Source organism: Roseovarius pacificus (genome assembly GCF_900142665.1).
Taxonomy (GTDB): domain Bacteria; phylum Pseudomonadota; class Alphaproteobacteria; order Rhodobacterales; family Rhodobacteraceae; genus Roseovarius; species Roseovarius pacificus.
This window is the reverse complement of the sequence record NZ_FRBR01000011.1, coordinates 40,839-56,484: the sequence shown is the minus strand read 5'-3', so window position 1 is coordinate 56,484 and position 15,646 is coordinate 40,839. Positions and strand designations below refer to the sequence as shown.

Genomic DNA, 15,646 nt, shown 5'->3' with positions numbered 1-15,646 from the left:
TTGCCAAATCGCTCATGAAGCCGGGCCAGAACCCTCCCGGACTGTACTTGCCAGTATGTTTCTGGCTTGCGAGGCGATTCCGGCAAGCCGTGTCGCGGCGGGGACGATATCGGGAATATTTCCCGCGCCTTGACCGGCATAGAGCGCCATCGCTTCCAGATCGCCGGTTGTCGTGCGCAAGGGTGAATCCGTGCTGAAGCGCAGGCGGGGCTGATCGTCGTCATGGGCGATGGTCTCGCGCGGCAGGCTGTCCGGGTCGTGGCCAAGATAGTTGCCCTTGAGTCCTTCGGTCACACTGTTGCCGATCACCCGCACCGCAGCGCCCTTCGGCCAGTTCAGAACGAACACATCGGTCAGCACCGTATCCTCGCCCTTGGCCTCGACGATGCGGGATTTGTGATAGGAATGCGCAAAGGATTCTTCCGTCGCCAGAAAGGCGGTGCCGCATTGTACGCCGCTGGCGCCGATCGCCAACGCGGCGGCAAGCCCTTCACCCGTCGCGATCCCGCCCGAGACGACGACCGGCAGGTCGGTCCCGGCCAGTATCCGGTCCGCCAGCCCGAAGGCCGGGCTTCGCCCGTGCACATGGCCGCCCGCCTCGATCCCCTGTGCGATGATCATATCCGCCCCGGCCTTTTCGGCCAGTCGCGCGGCGGCCTCCGTCCCGACCTGATGCAATACGAGACATCCCGCGTTTTTCACCCGCGCCACCACATCCGGCATCACATCCCAGAAAAAGCAGAAGGCTGTCACCCCAAGATCGAGGCAACAGGCGATCTGCGCCTCAAGCAACTGCGGCTCTGTCGCCGCCGGGATCAAGTTGACGGCAAAGGGCCGGTCCGTTGCCGCCTGCATCGCGGTGACTTCCCGTGTGATCAGGTCGGTGGGTTCGCGCACCATCCCCAACATCCCGTAGCCCCCCGCATTGGCCACCGCCGCCGCCAGTTCCCACCGGGACACGCCACCCATGCCCGCCAGCAGAATGGGCACCTCGCATCCAAGCAGATCGCAAAGCGGCGTTCGCAGAGGCTCGTCATTAGGCCGGTCCATCATTTTTCCCCTCCCTTTCCAACCATCGGCGCAGGTAGTCCCGCAGCACGATGGCGTTGTTATGTTCTTCGTCCTTAGAGGCATAGAGCAGCGTGACGACATCGCCCTTCGCGTATCCGGCAAGCTCGCACACCAAATCTTCGCGCGTGGCGAGTTCCGCCCGGTAGCGCGTGACGAAGTCCTGCCACTGATCGGGATTGGCATGAAACCAGTGCCGCAACGTATCGCTCGGCGCGATGTCCTTGCACCAGCCGAACAGCCGGGCGCGGTCCTTCGCCACGCCGCGTGGCCAAAGACGATCGACCAGAATCCGCTTGCCGTCCGAGACCCGCGCCGCGCGATAAATCCGCTTGATGCGGATGCGCCCGGCGGGGGTGTCAGAGACGGACGGTCGGGTCGGCATCAGCTGTCCCGTTGGCCCGCGTCGTCGATCAGATCTACCGCTTTAAGCGCATGGGCCCAAGCCGCCCCGGCGCGCATTTCAGACGCAACCCAGATGGCTTCCATGATCTGTTCGCCCGAGGCCCCCTCACGCTTGGCCGCCTTGACATGGCCTTCGATGCACCACGGGCATTGGGTCACATGCGCCACAGCCACCGCGATGAGTTGCTTGGTGTGTGTATCGAGTGCCCCTTCGGCGAACACCGCTTTCGAGAACGCGCGGAATGCGTCTTCGGTATCGGGTGCCAGGGCATGACGCCGGTCGACAAGGTCCCTGGTGGGTTTTGGGAGGTGTAGATCAGACATGGCCTGTCTCCCGCGTTTCGAATTGTGGAAACAGCACGTCGTTCTCCAGCCGGATATGCTCTTCGAGGTCGTCAAGGAATTCACCGACCCCGGTATAAAGCCGCGTCCAGCTTCGACAGGCGCCTTCCGGCAATGTCAGGTTGTTGGTCAGGTGCCGGATTTGGCCGACTTCGGCTTCGTGGTTGTCATGATCCGCGCGCATCGCCGCAATCGGCGCATCCAGCCCCGCCGCCGCATTGCGAATGGCGGGGAACAGGATCAGTTCCTCTTTCTTCATGTGAACTTCCAGATCACCGATCATCCGGTGCAGCAGGTCGGCCAATCCGGCGGGAACGTCCGTTTGCCCGGCATGGACCGCTTCGACCTTTTCCGACAAGGTCGCCAGTTCAGGAAGCTGGGCACGATGTTTCGCGTGATATTCCGTCTCGATGAAATTGGTCAGGTCACTCGGGTCTTGTGGGGGCAGTGGTTTTGTCATGTCCGTATCCTCGGGTCAGAGCAGTGATGGAATTGTCCGGGGTTTCGCATCCTCGACCGCCATATGCAGCGAGCGTGCGATCCGCTCGGCGCGTTCGATGACATGCGCCGCGCCTTCGGGCGGGCAGGTTTCGGTCGCGGTTTCGCGAAACAGCGTCAGCCAGCGGTCGAAATGATCCCAGTCCACGGGCAGGCCGACATGGGCCGGTACAGGGGCCCCGTGATACCGGCCCGTCATCAACGCGACCGACGACCAGAAGGCCACCATCCGGTCCAGATGCGGGCCCCAATCCGAAATCCGCTCCGCGAAGATCGGACCAAGCGCCGAATCCGCGCGCACCTTGCCATAGAAGCGGTGCACCAGTTCGGTCAGCTTGGCCTCGTCCAGCCCGGTCCGCGCCATGATCCGGGCGGTCACTTGCGGGCGGGCGGAAACGATTTCAGGGTCGATGGCGGGCACGGGAATCTCCGGCGTTTGAACTTGAATTCAAGCCTATCTCTGTTAAATAGGTATTGTAAATACCGAATTAAGGGCAATCGTATACCATGCAGCTGACTTCCTTCACCGATTACGGGCTTCGAATGCTGATGCGGATGGCCAGTGCGCCCGACCGGGCGTACTCGACCGCCGAACTGGCAGAAGAATTCAAACTGTCGCGTAATCATCTGACGAAAATTATGCAACGGCTGGCCCAGGGCGGGATCGTCGAAACCCGCCGGGGCGTGAGCGGCGGGGCCCGGTTGCGCCGTGATCCGGGGGAAATAAGGCTTGGTGATGTGGTGCGGCTGCTGGAGCAAGGGCAGGCGCTGGTCGAATGTTTCAGACCCGATGGGAACAACTGCACGATTGAGGGCTGCTGTCGCCTCAAGGTGCGGCTGCGCCATGCCGAGGCCAGCTTTATCGAAGACCTGAACCAATCGACCCTTGCGGATATCGCGTTGCCCGAACGGGTTGCCGCGTGACGTAGAGCGGCCGACCGGGATGACCGCGATACATCATTTCATCTGATACCCCACCTGAACCGGAAGGACATACCGATGACAAGCTGGCTCCCGACACTGAAAACCGCCACCCCCGAAGAAGGCTATGACCTTGCCGTCAAACTCTCGCGGGTCGCGGTAAAGCTGACCCAACCGGATGCCGGGGTGCGCGACAGGTTGCGGCCCGAATATGCCGAGGACCCTGACGCCCTGATCGCCGTCAGTCAGGTGGTTGCCACGCATTTCGCGACGGTTGCCGCGGCAAACGGCTATTGGCAGGGCAAATCATGAGTAAAATCGAGCGGAACGGGGACGAATTCATCGTCGATGCCAATCTGCTGGCTTCGGCGTTCGACCTGACGCCCGATGACGTCAGAACGCGTATCCGAAATGGTCACATCACATCGCTTTGCGAGGCCGGACAGGACGAGGATGAAGGCCGCTGGCGCATCACGTTCTACGCTGGCGCGCGGGCCTTGCGGCTGATCGTGGATCGCGACGGAACACATCTGTCGCAATCGACCTTCCCGGTGCGCGCCCGGACCCGCGATATCGCCACGGGTCGTTGAACAAAGGGCTCACACGGTCTGTCGCTCATGCGCCCCTGTCAGCAACAGGCGCATGACGTCCGACCGGGTGATGATCCCGGCAAGCCGCTCGCCCGCCATGACCGGCACCGTTTCGGTGCCCTGAATTGCAAGGCGGTTCAGGATCTGGCCCACCGGGGTGTCGGTTGTCGTGGAACGGTCTGCCGGGCGGGCGATCTTTTGCGCCGTGACTTTCGGGGCGCGTCCCACGATCCGCAGATCGAGTTTCGATGTCACCAATGCGTCGATGATGTCCGCTTGCAGGATGAGCCCCCCGAACCGACCGTCCGTGCCGACAACCGGAAGGCTCTTGATCCTGTGCTGTCGGAACAGTTTTGCGGCTTGCCGGACATCGGTATCGGGCGCCACGATGATGAGGTCCGCGGTCATGATATCCGCGCATGTGACGTTGTCGAACCGGTGGTTCGCAGCCTCCCTCTCGGCGGCGGCAAGAAGACGCCCGAGGTCGGCCACACCGATATTCGAGGATTGCCTGTAGGTTTGCAGGAGCGTGGTCAGATCTTCCTCGGACAGCCCGAGCCTGACATCTTCAACCTGTTCTTCGTCATCGCCCGTGTGCCGGAACGGATAGACACGGCCCGTCACCCGGTTGAACAGAATGGCCGATCCGATCAGAAGCACGGTCATCAGGCCGACTGGCGCCAGGGCAAAGACGAAACCCGCTTCGATCACCGGGTCCGGGTCCAGCGCCGCAAGAAGGGCAACAGCGCCGCCCGGCGGGTGCAAGGCACGCGCAAGCATCATCGCGGCAATGGCAAGGCTCACCGCGATGGCCGGTGCCCATGGCCCGGAATAGAGGGACAGGACGATCACTGCGATCAGCGCGGAAAGCGTATTCCCGGCCACTGCCGACCATGGCTGTGCGAGCGGGGCGTTCGGAACGGCGAATGCCAGAACAGCGGATGCACCGAGCGGAGCGATCAAAGCCAGGTGAAAGGTCCCGGCGTCCGGCACGGCCATTGCCAACGCTGCACAGAGCGCGATGCCAACGGCGGCCCCGGCCGAAGCACGCCATACCTCGCGTCCGACCGGGCGGGGGAGCACTGGCAGAAAGCCGGATAGATGAAGGTGCCTGTGATGCATTTGGAATCGACTTGCGATTAGGAAATTTGCGGGGCTTTTGCCTCATGACCCGTCGAAATGAAAATCTTTTGCGCCTCATGTCGTTGAATCGGGGTCGACGTCATTCCGTTTGGCCACTGTTTCAGGGGCCACGCTTTCCGTTCCGCGGCCGGAATGCGGAGAATTTGCATGAACGATTGGGATTAAGGGGAAGGTATTCTTTTGAAACGAGCCCGATCTGGTGAAAGGACGAATTGTGAAACGGTCCGGACATAGTGAAAAGCAAATCCAACAGCGTCCCACCCGCCGAAGGCCTGCATAGCCGCCACGACTGACGACCCGCCGAAAACGGATACATCACCGTGCCGGCACATGAAATATCCAGAAGGCGTCAACCCGTGATGTGGGCTGCGATGGCGGGGTAGACCGTATCGCGCCATGTCGCTCCGTGGAACAGGGCAAAATGCCCGCAGTCGGGGACGATCAGGCTGTGACGGTTCCGGTCGGGTACTCGGGGGCAAAGTGCGTGCGCGGCGCTGGTCTGTCCCGGTGCGGCGATTGCGTCAGAAGCGCCTTCAACCGTCAGCAGGGTGGTGCGATGGATCGCGTCCGGCTGAATGTACCGTCCCTCGAAGTGCAGCGTACCGCGCGCAATTTGCCGTGACAGGAATACCCGGTCGATATTTTCGGCATAATGCAGGGCATCCAGATCCATCACCGACGTGTAAAGATCGCGGAACGGAAAATGCCGGGGATCGGCCCCGTCATCGACATGCATTTTCCGGGCCAGTTCGGACCCGGCGTCCTGGGCGGCGGACAGATATTGCTGAAGGGCCGCAAGCTGAGTTTCGGCAGAATAAACCATGCGCCGGTGCCCCGCATGGGGCCGCCCGACATGCGATACCGGGACAGTTCGGTACCAGAGCGGGGGCTGTTCCCGGATGGTCTCGACCACCGGCGTCGGATTGGCCATCGGATCGACCGGCGCGGCGATCAGAACCAGTGCCGCCGGTTCCGATCCGGGCAGGTGCGCGGCAAGATCCGCAGTGGCGGCCAACGCGGGCACGCCACCCTGGCACAGCGCGATCACACGGGCAGGTGGGCCGATTTGCAGGATCGCATCGGCGATGGCGCGGATATTGCTGTCGAAACCGAACTGTCCGTATCCCACGGCCACATGGCGCACATTGCACCAGTCGAGCACCGCAACCGGCCTGTCCGCCAACAGGCTCAGAACCATGTCGCGCAGTACGATCGGAAAATGCCCCGAGAGCGGCGGCACCACAAGCACCGGCGCTGTATCCCGGTTGTGCCCGGTCACGTCGAACCGGCGCAGGGTGTAAAACGGGGTCTGGCGCAAGACCCGTTCGGTCACGGCGCGCCCCTCGCCCGCGGTTTTCAGGGAGTGAATGGCGAAAGCCCGGAATGCGGGCTGTTGCGCGCCCTGAAACAGCGGTGCAGCCGGGATTTCAGTGTTGCAGGACATAGAGGCCCGGTGCCTCGCAAAGCGGTGAAAAACCGGCCTCGGGGGCGCCCATGCCGGGCGGTGCCGTTTCTTCGCCCTTGCCCTTGTCGCGCAACCAGTCGGTCCAGACCGGCCACCACGAGCCAGAGGTTGGCGCGTAGCGGGTATGCCAGCTGTCGGGGTCGACATATTGCGCCCCGGGCGGCCGGTGGCCAAGGCGGTATTCCCGGTGTTTCTTGCCCGGTGCGCTGAGAATGCCGCCATTGTGGCCGCCGCTGACCAGTGCGAATGTCAGGTCGTCGTCGGTAAACAGCGCCGTTTTGTAAACCGAACGCCACGGCGCGATGTGATCCTCTTCGGTGGCCAGTACGAAGAGTGGCGCCGAGATGTCCTTGAGTGCGATCACACGGCCCTCGACGGCGAACCGCCCGGCTGTCAGGCGGTTTTCCAGAAACAGCGACCGCAGGTATTGCGAATGCATCCGGTAGGGCATACGGGTGGCGTCCTTGCTCCATGCGCCGATGTCGAATTCCTGTTCCTCCTCGCCCATGAAATACCGGCGGATAAGGCGCGACCACACCAGATCGCGTGCGCGCAGCACACGGAACGTCCCCGCCATTTGCCGTTGGTCGAGATAGCCCTGGGCCCACATCAGATCCTCGAGATAGGCGATCTGGGCGTCGTCGATGAACAACATCAGTTCGCCTGCCTCGGAAAAATCGGTCTGTGCCGCCAGCAGCGTGATGGAGGCAAAACGATCGTCCCCGTCGCGGGCCATGGCCGCCGCCGCGATGCTCAGGATCGTCCCGCCAAGGCAATAACCGCAGGCATGGATTTTCTCGTCCGGGCAGATCCGCTCTACCGCATCCAGCGCCGCAAGCACCCCGTCGCGGCGATAATCGTCGAGCGACAGCTCGCGTTCCTCTGCGCCGGGGTTCAGCCACGAGATGCAGAATACCGTGAATCCCTGTCCAACGAGATAGCGGATCAGCGAGTTTTCGGGGCTGAGGTCGAGAATATAATACTTCATGATCCAGGCGGGTACGATCAGGATCGGTTCCGCCTGAACGGCTTCGGTGGCCGGTGCGTACTGAATCAGTTCAAGGATATGGTTGCGAAACACCACCTTGCCCGGCGTGCAGGCCACGTCACGGCCCGGCACGAAATCCCCGGAGGATTCCTCGCACTGCATGTTGCATTCGCTGAGCCAGTCGTTGGCAAGATTCATCACGCCATTCACAAGGTTTTGCCCGCCGGTTTCCATCGTGCGGCGCTGGACCTCGGGATTGAACCAGAGCATGTTGGACGGCGACATGGCGTCGAGCGTCTGGCGGGCCATAAAGGAAACCCGTTCGGCGTTGCGCTGGTACATGCCGCGCTGAGGCTGGGTGGCGGCGGCCCACCAGTCGTCGGCGGCAAGAAAGTTTTGCTTGAAAACCCGCGCCAGCGGCGCGGTCCAGCCCTCGTCGTCGAAACGGTGGTCGCCGGGTGCGGGTTTAAATCCCGCGTCGGCATCCCATGCCCCTTTGAATGCCTGCCACTGGTTGTCCCAGAAACGTTCGGCCAGTTCGGTTTGCCGCCCCGGCGCACGGCTCAGGGCCAGGGCCCAATCCTGCCATGCAGAAGCGGCGGCATAGGGCGAGACGCCCATGGTCATCCGCGCCTGGACCGAGGCAAGGGTGCGGTCGATCGTTTCGTGGAACCCGTCGCGGGCGGAGGGAGAGGGGGTCTCGGTGAGCGCCGCCGGAGCCATGGGCACTGGCAGCGTATTCTGGTCGCTCTTGAGCGGCGTGTCGGACATTGCTTGCCTTTCTTTACCCTTATCGGCGCTATTCCGGGCAGGGCGCCGGTATTTCGGATGGTGCGGGCGCAGGGATATGGTAAGGGCCCACGCGTAACCATGCTGACATGGGAAAGATGGGCTGTCATTGCTTTCGATCAAGCCTTTCGTGTTCGGGGGTCTCCCGGGCGATCCCTTGCCTAAGATATCGCCATCGGTCCGATTGTTGCTCCTCCGGTCCGCCACGTGCCGACGCAGTGGCTGAATATCAGGCATTTCCACTCATGCGGCGTTGCCGCAACTCTCAGTTGTTGACTCCCTGTATCGGAGGTGGGATGCAATGATCATGCTTGTGCAGTCACAAGCTGTCGGTCGGTACTGTGCAAGAAAAATGCCATGCAAAATATGAACATGAGACTGCTGCTGTCGGTTCTGTCGTTGATCGTTGTAGCCGCCGGTTACTTCACCTGGAGCAGCGCTCAGGCTCCCGATCTGCCAGAGGGGTTGGCCTCGGGCAACGGACGGATTGAGGCGACCGAGATAGATATCGCCGCGCTTACCGGCGGGCGTATCGCTGACATCACCGCCGCCGAGGGCGATTTCGTGAAGACGGGCGATGTTCTCGTGCAAATGGATGTGGTTCAGTTGAACGCCCAGAAACGTCAGGCCGAGGCGCAACTGCGCCGTGCCGAAATCGGGGTGCAGACCGCTCAATCACTTGTGGCGCAGGCCAAGGCGCAGGAACGCGCCGCCGTCGCGGCTATCGATCAGGCACAAGCCGTCGCGAGAGCCGCCGCGCAGCGGCTGGCCCGGTCCGAGCGGCTGGTCGAATCGAATACCGTTTCTCAACAGACCCTTGATGACGATCTCGCCAGTGACCGGCAGGCAAAGGCGGGGCTGGCCTCGGCCGAAGCGTCGCATGCCGCAGCGCTGGCGGGTGTCACCTCTGCGCAGGCGCAGGTCGTGGATGCCGAGGCTGCTGTCGAGGCGGCGAAGGCTTCGATCGACGTGATCACCGCATCCATCGATGACGCCACGCTGAAATCGCCACGCGACGGGCGTGTCCAGTATCTTGTCGCACAAGAAGGCGAGATCGTCGCCTCGGGCGGGCGCATCCTGAATCTGGTCGATCTGGGGGATGTCTATATGACGATCTTCCTTCCGACATCTCAGGTGGGCCGCGTTCAGGTCGGGTCCGAAGTACGGCTGGTGATGGACGCCGCGCCAGACTACGTGATCCCGGCGACGGTATCATATGTCGCGGACGTGGCGCAGTTCACGCCGAAAACGGTGGAAACCGCGGATGAACGTGAAAAGCTGATGTTCCGCGTCCGCGCCCGGATCGACCCCGATCTGCTGGCCCGGTATATCGAGTACGTGAAAACCGGGTTGCCGGGCATGGCCTATGTCCGGCTTGATCCGCAGGCCGAATGGCCTGCCTTTCTCGATAATATCGTGAAATGACGGACGAGTCGGCCCGGCCGGTCGCAGAGGTGTCGGAGCTGACGCTTCGCTATGGCAAGGTGACGGCGCTCGACAACGTTTCGCTGGCGATCCCCGCCGGGTGCATGGTCGGGCTGATCGGGCCGGACGGCGTAGGGAAGTCGAGTTTCCTGTCGCTGCTGGCCGGTGCGCGGAAAATTCAGGACGGTGCGGTGCGGGTGCTGGACGGCGATATGCGCAATGCCGGTCATCGCAGCCAGGTCTGCCCGCGTATCGCCTATATGCCGCAGGGGTTGGGCAAGAACCTGTATTCCACGCTTTCGGTCGGTGAAAACCTCGATTTCTTCGGTCGCCTCTTCGGCCATGGCAGGGCCGAGCGCGAAAGGCGCATTGCCGATCTTCTGGCGGCCACCGGCATGTCGCCGTTCCGTGACCGTCCGGCGGCCAAGCTTTCGGGGGGCATGAAGCAGAAGCTCGGTCTCTGTTGTGCGCTGATCCACGATCCCGACCTTCTGATCCTCGATGAACCGACCACGGGGGTCGATCCGCTGTCGCGTGGTCAGTTCTGGGACCTGATCGACCGTATCCGCGCCGACCGACCGGGGATGAGCGTGATCACCGCCACCGCATACATGGAAGAGGCCGCGCGATTCGACTGGCTGGTGGCGATGAACGCCGGGCAGGTTCTGGCGACGGGCACGCCCGAGGAGCTGCTGGCCCGTACCGGGGCCGAGACGCTCGACGATGCTTTCATTGCGCTGCTTCCCGCCGAACAACGGGGGGACGATCTCGCGGTGAAGATACCTCCGCGCAGTGCGGTGGCTACAGAGTTCGCCATCGAGGCCGAGGGGCTGACGAAGCGCTTCGGAGATTTTGTTGCGGTCGACAAGGTCAGCTTTCGGATTCCGAAGGGCGAGATATTCGGTTTCCTCGGTTCGAACGGCTGCGGCAAGACAACGACGATGAAAATGCTCACCGGCCTTCTGGAGCCCACCGAAGGCCGCGCCAGGCTTTTCGGACACGAGGTTGACGCGCGTGACATGGAAACGCGTCATCGCGTGGGCTTCATGTCTCAGGCATTCTCGTTGTATTCCGAACTGACGGTTCGGCAGAACCTGGAACTTCACGCGCGTCTTTTCGACATGGAGGAAGCAAGAATTCCTGCCCGTGTCGAAGAGATGATCGAACGCTTCGATCTGGGCGAGGTGGTACGCAATTTGCCTGACGCGCTGCCCATCGGCATTCGTCAGCGGTTGTCGCTGGCGGTTGCGATGATCCACGGGCCCGAGATTCTGATCCTCGACGAGCCGACCTCGGGGGTCGATCCGGTGGCGCGCAACGATTTCTGGCGTATCCTGATGGACCTTTCGCGCCGGGACGAAGTGACGATCTTCGTTTCGACCCATTTCATGAACGAAGCCGAATGGTGCGACCGTATCAGCCTGATGCACGCCGGCAAGGTGCTGATCAGCGATACGGCCGAGGCGATTACGAAATCGAAAAACAGCGAGACACTGGAAGGCGCGTTTATCGCCTATCTGGAAGACGCCATCGGCCAGGAAGCGACGGCGCCCGAAGCCACGGTATCCGCCGTGGCAAAGCCCGTGCCGGAACCGCACAAGACGGCAAGCGCATTCAGCCCGCGCCGGTTGCTGAGTTATTCGCTCTTGGAAAGCTTGCAGCTGCGGCGCGATCCTATCCGACTGTCCATGGCGCTGATCGGTAGCCTGCTGTTGATGATCGTCATCGGTCTTGGCATCAATATGGATGTCGAGGATCTGACGTTTGCCGTACTCGATCGTGATCAGACCGCGACAAGCCGCGAATATATTCTGGATATAGCGGGCTCGCGTTATTTCAACGAACGTCCTCCTCTGTCAGGATATGCGGATATGGATGCGCGGATGCGCTCGTCCGAACTCGGGCTCGCTATCGAGATTCCCCCCGGTTTCGCCGCGGATATCGCGCGTGGCCGGGATATCGAGGTCGGAGCCTGGTTCGACGGCGCGAATCCCACCCGTGCCAATACGGTGCAGGGCTATATCCAGGGCATGCATGCGGACTGGATCGCACGCAAGACACGCGAACTATACGGCGATGCGGCCCTTGCCGGAAATTTCGAGCTGCTGACCCGGTTCCGGTACAACCCGGATGTGCGAAGCATCGTTGCCATGGTCCCGGCGGTCATTCCGCTGCTGTTGTTGATGATCCCGGCCATTCTGACCACGCTGTCGGTCGCCCGCGAAAAAGAACTGGGATCAATCATCAATTTCTATGTCACGCCGGTGACGCGCCTTGAATTCCTGCTTGGCAAGCAACTGCCCTATATCGCACTTGCGATGCTGAACTTTGCGCTGATGATGGGAATGGCAGTCACTTTTTTCGGCGTGCCATTCTCTGGCAGCCTGGCGGGTTTCATATTGTCGTCGCTGGTCTATGTCATCGCGACAACGGGTCTTGGTCTTTTGGTTTCGGTCTTCATCACGAGCCAGGTGGCCGCGCTGTTCGCGACGGTCATGCTGACGATGATTCCGGCGGTGCAGTATTCAGGCCTGATCGACCCGGTTTCGTCATTGCAGGGGTTTGGCCGGGTGCTGGGCGAGATTTACCCGACCTCCTGGTTCGTGACGTCCGCCCGTGGCGCCTTTTCCAAGGCGTTCGGTTTTGCGGAGCAGGTCGAATCGATACTGGCCATAGGGGCCTCGGTTCCCGTCATCCTCGGGTTGGCCACGGTTTTCCTGAAGAAACAGGCGAGGTAGGGATATGAACCTCAAGAACGTCTGGAACCTCGGAGTAAAGGAACTGCGCGGATTGTGGCGTGACTGGATCATGCTTGCACTGATCGTGTATTCGTTCAGCCTGTCGATCTATACGTCTTCGACCGCCATGCCAGAGGCCTTGAACAAGGCTGCGATCGCCATCGTGGACGAAGACCAGTCGCATCTTTCATCGCGCATCGCATTGGCCTTCTACCCGCCGTGGTTTCTTGAGCCGCGGATGATCACCACGAACGAGATGGACAACCGCATGGATGCGGGTCTCGATACTTTCGCGCTGAACATACCGCCGGATTTCGAACGCGACGTGCTGGCGGGCAGAACCCCTGCCATTCAGCTGAACGTCGATGCAACGCGGATGAGTCAGGCATTTACCGGCAGTGGGTACATCCAGCAGATCGTTTCCGGCGAGGTGTCAGAGTATGTCGCGGGTCACCGCGCGGAAACCGCGCTGCCTGTCGGGCTGGCGCTCAGGGCGCGGTACAATCCATCGCTGGACCCGGCATGGTTCGGTGCGATCAACAGTGTGATCGAGTCAATCACGATGCTGTCGCTGGTGCTGACCGGCGCCGCGTTGATCCGTGAAAAAGAGCATGGCACCGTCGAGCACCTGCTGGTGATGCCGGTGACCGCGGCCGAGATCGTGTTGTCCAAGATCTGGTCCATGGGGCTGGTGGTTCTGCTGGGGTCCTCCTTTGCGCTGATCGTGGTGGTGCAGGGCCTTCTTGAGGTGCCGGTGCAGGGGTCTGTGCCGCTGTTTCTCATCGGCGTGGTGCTGATGGTGTTCGCCATGACCGCGCTTGGCATCTTCATGGCGACCGTCGCCGGAAGCATGCCGCAATTCGCTCTGCTGATGATGCTGGTACTGCTTCCGTTACAGGTGCTTTCGGGGGGGATGACCCCACGTGAATCGATGCCGGATTTCATTCAAACCATCATGCTCGCCGCCCCGAACACGCATTTTATCACCTTGTCTCAGGGGGTTCTGTTCAGGGGGGCGGGGCTTGAAACGGTCTGGCCGCAATTGTTTGCCCTCGTTGTTATCGGATCGGTCCTGTTCTGGCTGGCCCTGAGACGGTTTCGCGAATTCATGAAATAAACGGGACGCATCGAAAAGCCCACCATCCTGATTGCCCGCGCAGGCGACACCACACACAGGTCCGGACACTGCGGTGGATAGGCGGTAATCGAACATATTGCGGGAATTTACCGTTGATCGGCGGCTGCCGGTTTGGTCAGGCACCGTTCCTCTGGGGCAAAACAGTCGCTCCCCGGTTGCTGCGAATTGCAGAATGAAGTGTATCGTGCTCAATTCGGGGCGAATTGAACGGTGAGGCGCGCGAATGATAGAGAATGTCGGAACGGACCCGCGGGTTTGCCGGTGGGAGGTGGACGGTCTTTGCCTTTCGGGACTGGCATGGGGTCCGATGGACGGCACTCCGGTTCTGATGCTGCATGGCTGGATGGACCATGCCGACAGTTTTCGGGAACTGGCTCCGTTGCTCACCGGTTGCCACGTTGTCGCGCTCGATCTGAGCGGCCAGGGGCTGAGTTCCCACCGGTCGCCCCATGCGACCTATAATATCTGGGACGATCTCCCGCAGATTGCCGGGATTCTGGTTCAGCTCGGATGGACGGACTGCGTGCTGGTCGGTCATTCCCGAGGGGCCAACATCTCGGCCCTGTTCGCGGCGGCGCAGCCCGAAAAGGTCCGTGCATTCGTTGCGCTGGACTCTCTGGTGCCGGAGCCGACGGAGGAAGCCGTCGTGGCCACCTTGCGCGCCTTCATCGAGGATACCCACAAGCAAAAGACCCGTGCCCGCAGGACGTTTGAAACCAGGGCGGATTACGTTGAGCGCCGGTGCGCGCAGGGCAATTCCCGGCAGGTTTCCGAGGCCCTTGCGGATCGCGCGCTGGAAGAGGGGCCAGACGGATTTCACATGCGGGGCGATGCGCGCCTGTTCGCAAGTTCCGCCGTCAAGCTGACGCAAGGGGATGTCGAGGCTGTGTTGAGGTCGATCCGGTGTCCCGTGCTCAATATCTGGGCCAGGGACGGGATCAAGAGCAAGCGGCCCAAAGCCCTTGATCTGATCCGTCTTGGAGCGGATTTGATCGGGGATTACGAAATGATGGAGTTTCCCGGAGACCATCATTTACATCTCGATCCGACTGTCGCTAAAGAAATCGCGCCTGCCATCCTGGATTTTCTCGAGCGGCATGGCCTACGCTGATCCTGTTGTTTTCGCTTCAAATCTGAACGAAGATTGGGCGGAGCGCGGCGTTTTACCGATCCCGGATCGGCCAGCGGGCAATGGCGAGCGAACCGGGCTTTCCCGATTTCAAGGCGGCTGAAAAACCATGATCGACAAGCTGGAAATGTTCATCGCCGTCGCCAAGGAGGGCCATTTCGGCCGCGCCGCGACCAGTCTTGGAATTACGCAGCCGACGCTTTCGACCGGGATCAAGCATCTCGAGGAGCAACTGGGTGTTCAGCTGATCTTTCGCGGTTCGCGCTTCGGGGGGCTGACGCCCGAGGGGCAAACCGCGCTGATCTGGGCGCGCAAGATCGTCGGCGATACGCGGCAGCTTCGGGAGGAGATGCGATTCAAGCGGCATGGCCTGTCCGGCCAGTTGCGGATTGCCGTCATTCCCACCGCTCTGACATGGGCGGCGAAGCTGTCGAGCCGGTTCAGCGATGCTCATCCGAATGTGCGTTTCACCATCCTGTCGCGGACTTCGGTGGAGATTCTGTCGATGCTGGACAATCTCGATGTGGATGCGGGGATTTCATATCTCGACAACGAACCGATGGGACGCGTGAGCACCGAGCCGCTTTATGAGGAACGTTACATGCTTGTTTGCGCCGAAGGGTCTCCGTTTGCGGGGCGCAGCACGGTCGGATGGGACGAACTGGTCGGGCAGAAGCTCTGTCTGCTGACGCCGGATATGCAGAACCGGCGTATCATCAACAAGAATTTCGCCGCGGCAGGGGTCATGCCCGAGGCCCGGATCGAATCGAACTCTACGGTTGTCGTGATGGCGAATGTGGAGGCGGGGGACTGGCTGACGATCCTGCCCGAGGACATGGCCAATTTTCTGGCGGCGGGCAAGCGATTGAAACTCGTTCCTCTTTCCGGTGCGGAGAGCGCCCATACCGTGGGGCTTGTTGCCCCGTATCGGGACCCTCACACGCCTGTTTTGGGGGCGCTTTTGCGTGAGGCCAAGCGGTTGTCAGCTGTCAACTGATAGATATTCT

General features: G+C 61.5%; 16 protein-coding genes. 8 read left to right on the top strand and 8 right to left on the bottom strand.

Going from position 1 to position 15,646, the window contains the following annotated elements; translation table 11 throughout:
• Window positions 1-12: 12 nt before the first annotated feature.
• Genes BUB53_RS16180 through BUB53_RS16160 form a run of 5 tightly spaced genes read right to left on the bottom strand, consistent with a single transcriptional unit; the run spans window position 13 to window position 2,677 of the window.
• A complete protein-coding gene (locus BUB53_RS16180; protein WP_073035922.1) occupies window positions 13-1,053 on the bottom strand; it encodes an NAD(P)H-dependent flavin oxidoreductase in 1,041 nt (346 codons plus the stop codon).
• Complete coding sequence (locus BUB53_RS16175; protein WP_073035920.1) at window positions 1,037-1,453, bottom strand: DUF488 domain-containing protein; 417 nt, start codon at window positions 1,451-1,453, stop codon at window positions 1,037-1,039. Before BUB53_RS16175 ends, BUB53_RS16180 begins: the two co-directional genes overlap by 17 nt.
• Window positions 1,453-1,797 carry a carboxymuconolactone decarboxylase family protein gene (locus tag BUB53_RS16170; RefSeq protein ID WP_073035918.1) on the bottom strand — a complete coding sequence of 115 codons (345 nt, stop codon included), beginning with the start codon at window positions 1,795-1,797 and terminating at the stop codon, window positions 1,453-1,455. The genes BUB53_RS16175 and BUB53_RS16170 overlap by 1 nt, the downstream gene beginning before the upstream one ends.
• Window positions 1,790-2,275 (bottom strand): hemerythrin domain-containing protein, encoded by a 486-nt coding sequence (locus tag BUB53_RS16165; protein WP_073035916.1) that lies wholly within the window; start codon window positions 2,273-2,275, stop codon window positions 1,790-1,792. The genes BUB53_RS16170 and BUB53_RS16165 overlap by 8 nt, the downstream gene beginning before the upstream one ends.
• A 15-nt stretch (window positions 2,276-2,290) precedes the next feature.
• Window positions 2,291-2,677 (bottom strand): group III truncated hemoglobin, encoded by a 387-nt coding sequence (locus tag BUB53_RS16160; RefSeq protein ID WP_073036091.1) that lies wholly within the window; start codon window positions 2,675-2,677, stop codon window positions 2,291-2,293.
• A 143-nt stretch (window positions 2,678-2,820) separates the two neighbouring features.
• Here BUB53_RS16160 and BUB53_RS16155 point away from each other — a divergent pair, with 143 nt between their 5' ends.
• The 3 genes from BUB53_RS16155 to BUB53_RS16145 all read left to right on the top strand — a co-directional run bounded on the left by BUB53_RS16155 (window position 2,821) and on the right by BUB53_RS16145 (window position 3,824).
• Window positions 2,821-3,237: an RrF2 family transcriptional regulator gene (locus BUB53_RS16155; RefSeq protein ID WP_073035914.1), complete on the top strand. Its 417-nt coding sequence runs from the start codon at window positions 2,821-2,823 to the stop codon at window positions 3,235-3,237.
• 75 nt (window positions 3,238-3,312) lie between these two features.
• A complete protein-coding gene (locus BUB53_RS16150) occupies window positions 3,313-3,546 on the top strand; it encodes a hexameric tyrosine-coordinated heme protein (protein WP_073035912.1) in 234 nt (77 codons plus the stop codon).
• Complete coding sequence (locus BUB53_RS16145; RefSeq protein WP_073035910.1) at window positions 3,543-3,824, top strand: DUF6522 family protein; 282 nt, start codon at window positions 3,543-3,545, stop codon at window positions 3,822-3,824. The genes BUB53_RS16150 and BUB53_RS16145 overlap by 4 nt, the downstream gene beginning before the upstream one ends.
• 9 nt (window positions 3,825-3,833) lie before the next feature.
• Here the strand turns inward: BUB53_RS16145 and BUB53_RS16140 are convergent, their stop codons facing one another.
• From BUB53_RS16140 to BUB53_RS16130, 3 genes are all read right to left on the bottom strand, one after another.
• Window positions 3,834-4,946 (bottom strand): HPP family protein, encoded by a 1,113-nt coding sequence (locus tag BUB53_RS16140; RefSeq protein ID WP_073035908.1) that lies wholly within the window; start codon window positions 4,944-4,946, stop codon window positions 3,834-3,836.
• A 370-nt stretch (window positions 4,947-5,316) separates the two neighbouring features.
• Window positions 5,317-6,411, bottom strand: coding sequence for a polyhydroxyalkanoate depolymerase (locus BUB53_RS16135; RefSeq protein WP_073035906.1), 1,095 nt, complete (start codon window positions 6,409-6,411; stop codon window positions 5,317-5,319).
• The gene (locus BUB53_RS16130; protein ID WP_229709577.1) at window positions 6,395-8,191 is read right to left on the bottom strand and encodes a PHA/PHB synthase family protein; all 1,797 of its coding nucleotides are present in this window, start codon (window positions 8,189-8,191) and stop codon (window positions 6,395-6,397) included. Before BUB53_RS16130 ends, BUB53_RS16135 begins: the two co-directional genes overlap by 17 nt.
• Window positions 8,192-8,566: 375 nt before the next feature.
• On the opposite strand from BUB53_RS16130, the gene BUB53_RS16125 reads away from it, so the two are divergent.
• The 5 genes from BUB53_RS16125 (at window position 8,567) to BUB53_RS16105 (ending at window position 15,636) form a co-directional block, all read left to right on the top strand.
• Complete coding sequence (locus BUB53_RS16125; protein ID WP_200797809.1) at window positions 8,567-9,634, top strand: HlyD family secretion protein; 1,068 nt, start codon at window positions 8,567-8,569, stop codon at window positions 9,632-9,634.
• Complete coding sequence (gene rbbA / locus BUB53_RS16120; RefSeq protein ID WP_073035904.1) at window positions 9,631-12,372, top strand: ribosome-associated ATPase/putative transporter RbbA; 2,742 nt, start codon at window positions 9,631-9,633, stop codon at window positions 12,370-12,372. Before BUB53_RS16125 ends, rbbA begins: the two co-directional genes overlap by 4 nt.
• 4 nt (window positions 12,373-12,376) lie before the next feature.
• Window positions 12,377-13,489 carry an ABC transporter permease gene (locus BUB53_RS16115; RefSeq protein ID WP_073035903.1) on the top strand — a complete coding sequence of 371 codons (1,113 nt, stop codon included), beginning with the start codon at window positions 12,377-12,379 and terminating at the stop codon, window positions 13,487-13,489.
• Window positions 13,490-13,733: 244 nt separating this feature from the next.
• Complete coding sequence (locus BUB53_RS16110) at window positions 13,734-14,621, top strand: alpha/beta fold hydrolase (RefSeq protein WP_073035901.1); 888 nt, start codon at window positions 13,734-13,736, stop codon at window positions 14,619-14,621.
• 127 nt (window positions 14,622-14,748) lie between these two features.
• On the top strand, window positions 14,749-15,636 hold the full coding sequence (locus tag BUB53_RS16105) for a LysR family transcriptional regulator (protein ID WP_073035899.1): 888 nt from the start codon (window positions 14,749-14,751) through the stop codon (window positions 15,634-15,636).
• Window positions 15,637-15,646: the final 10 nt, after the last annotated feature.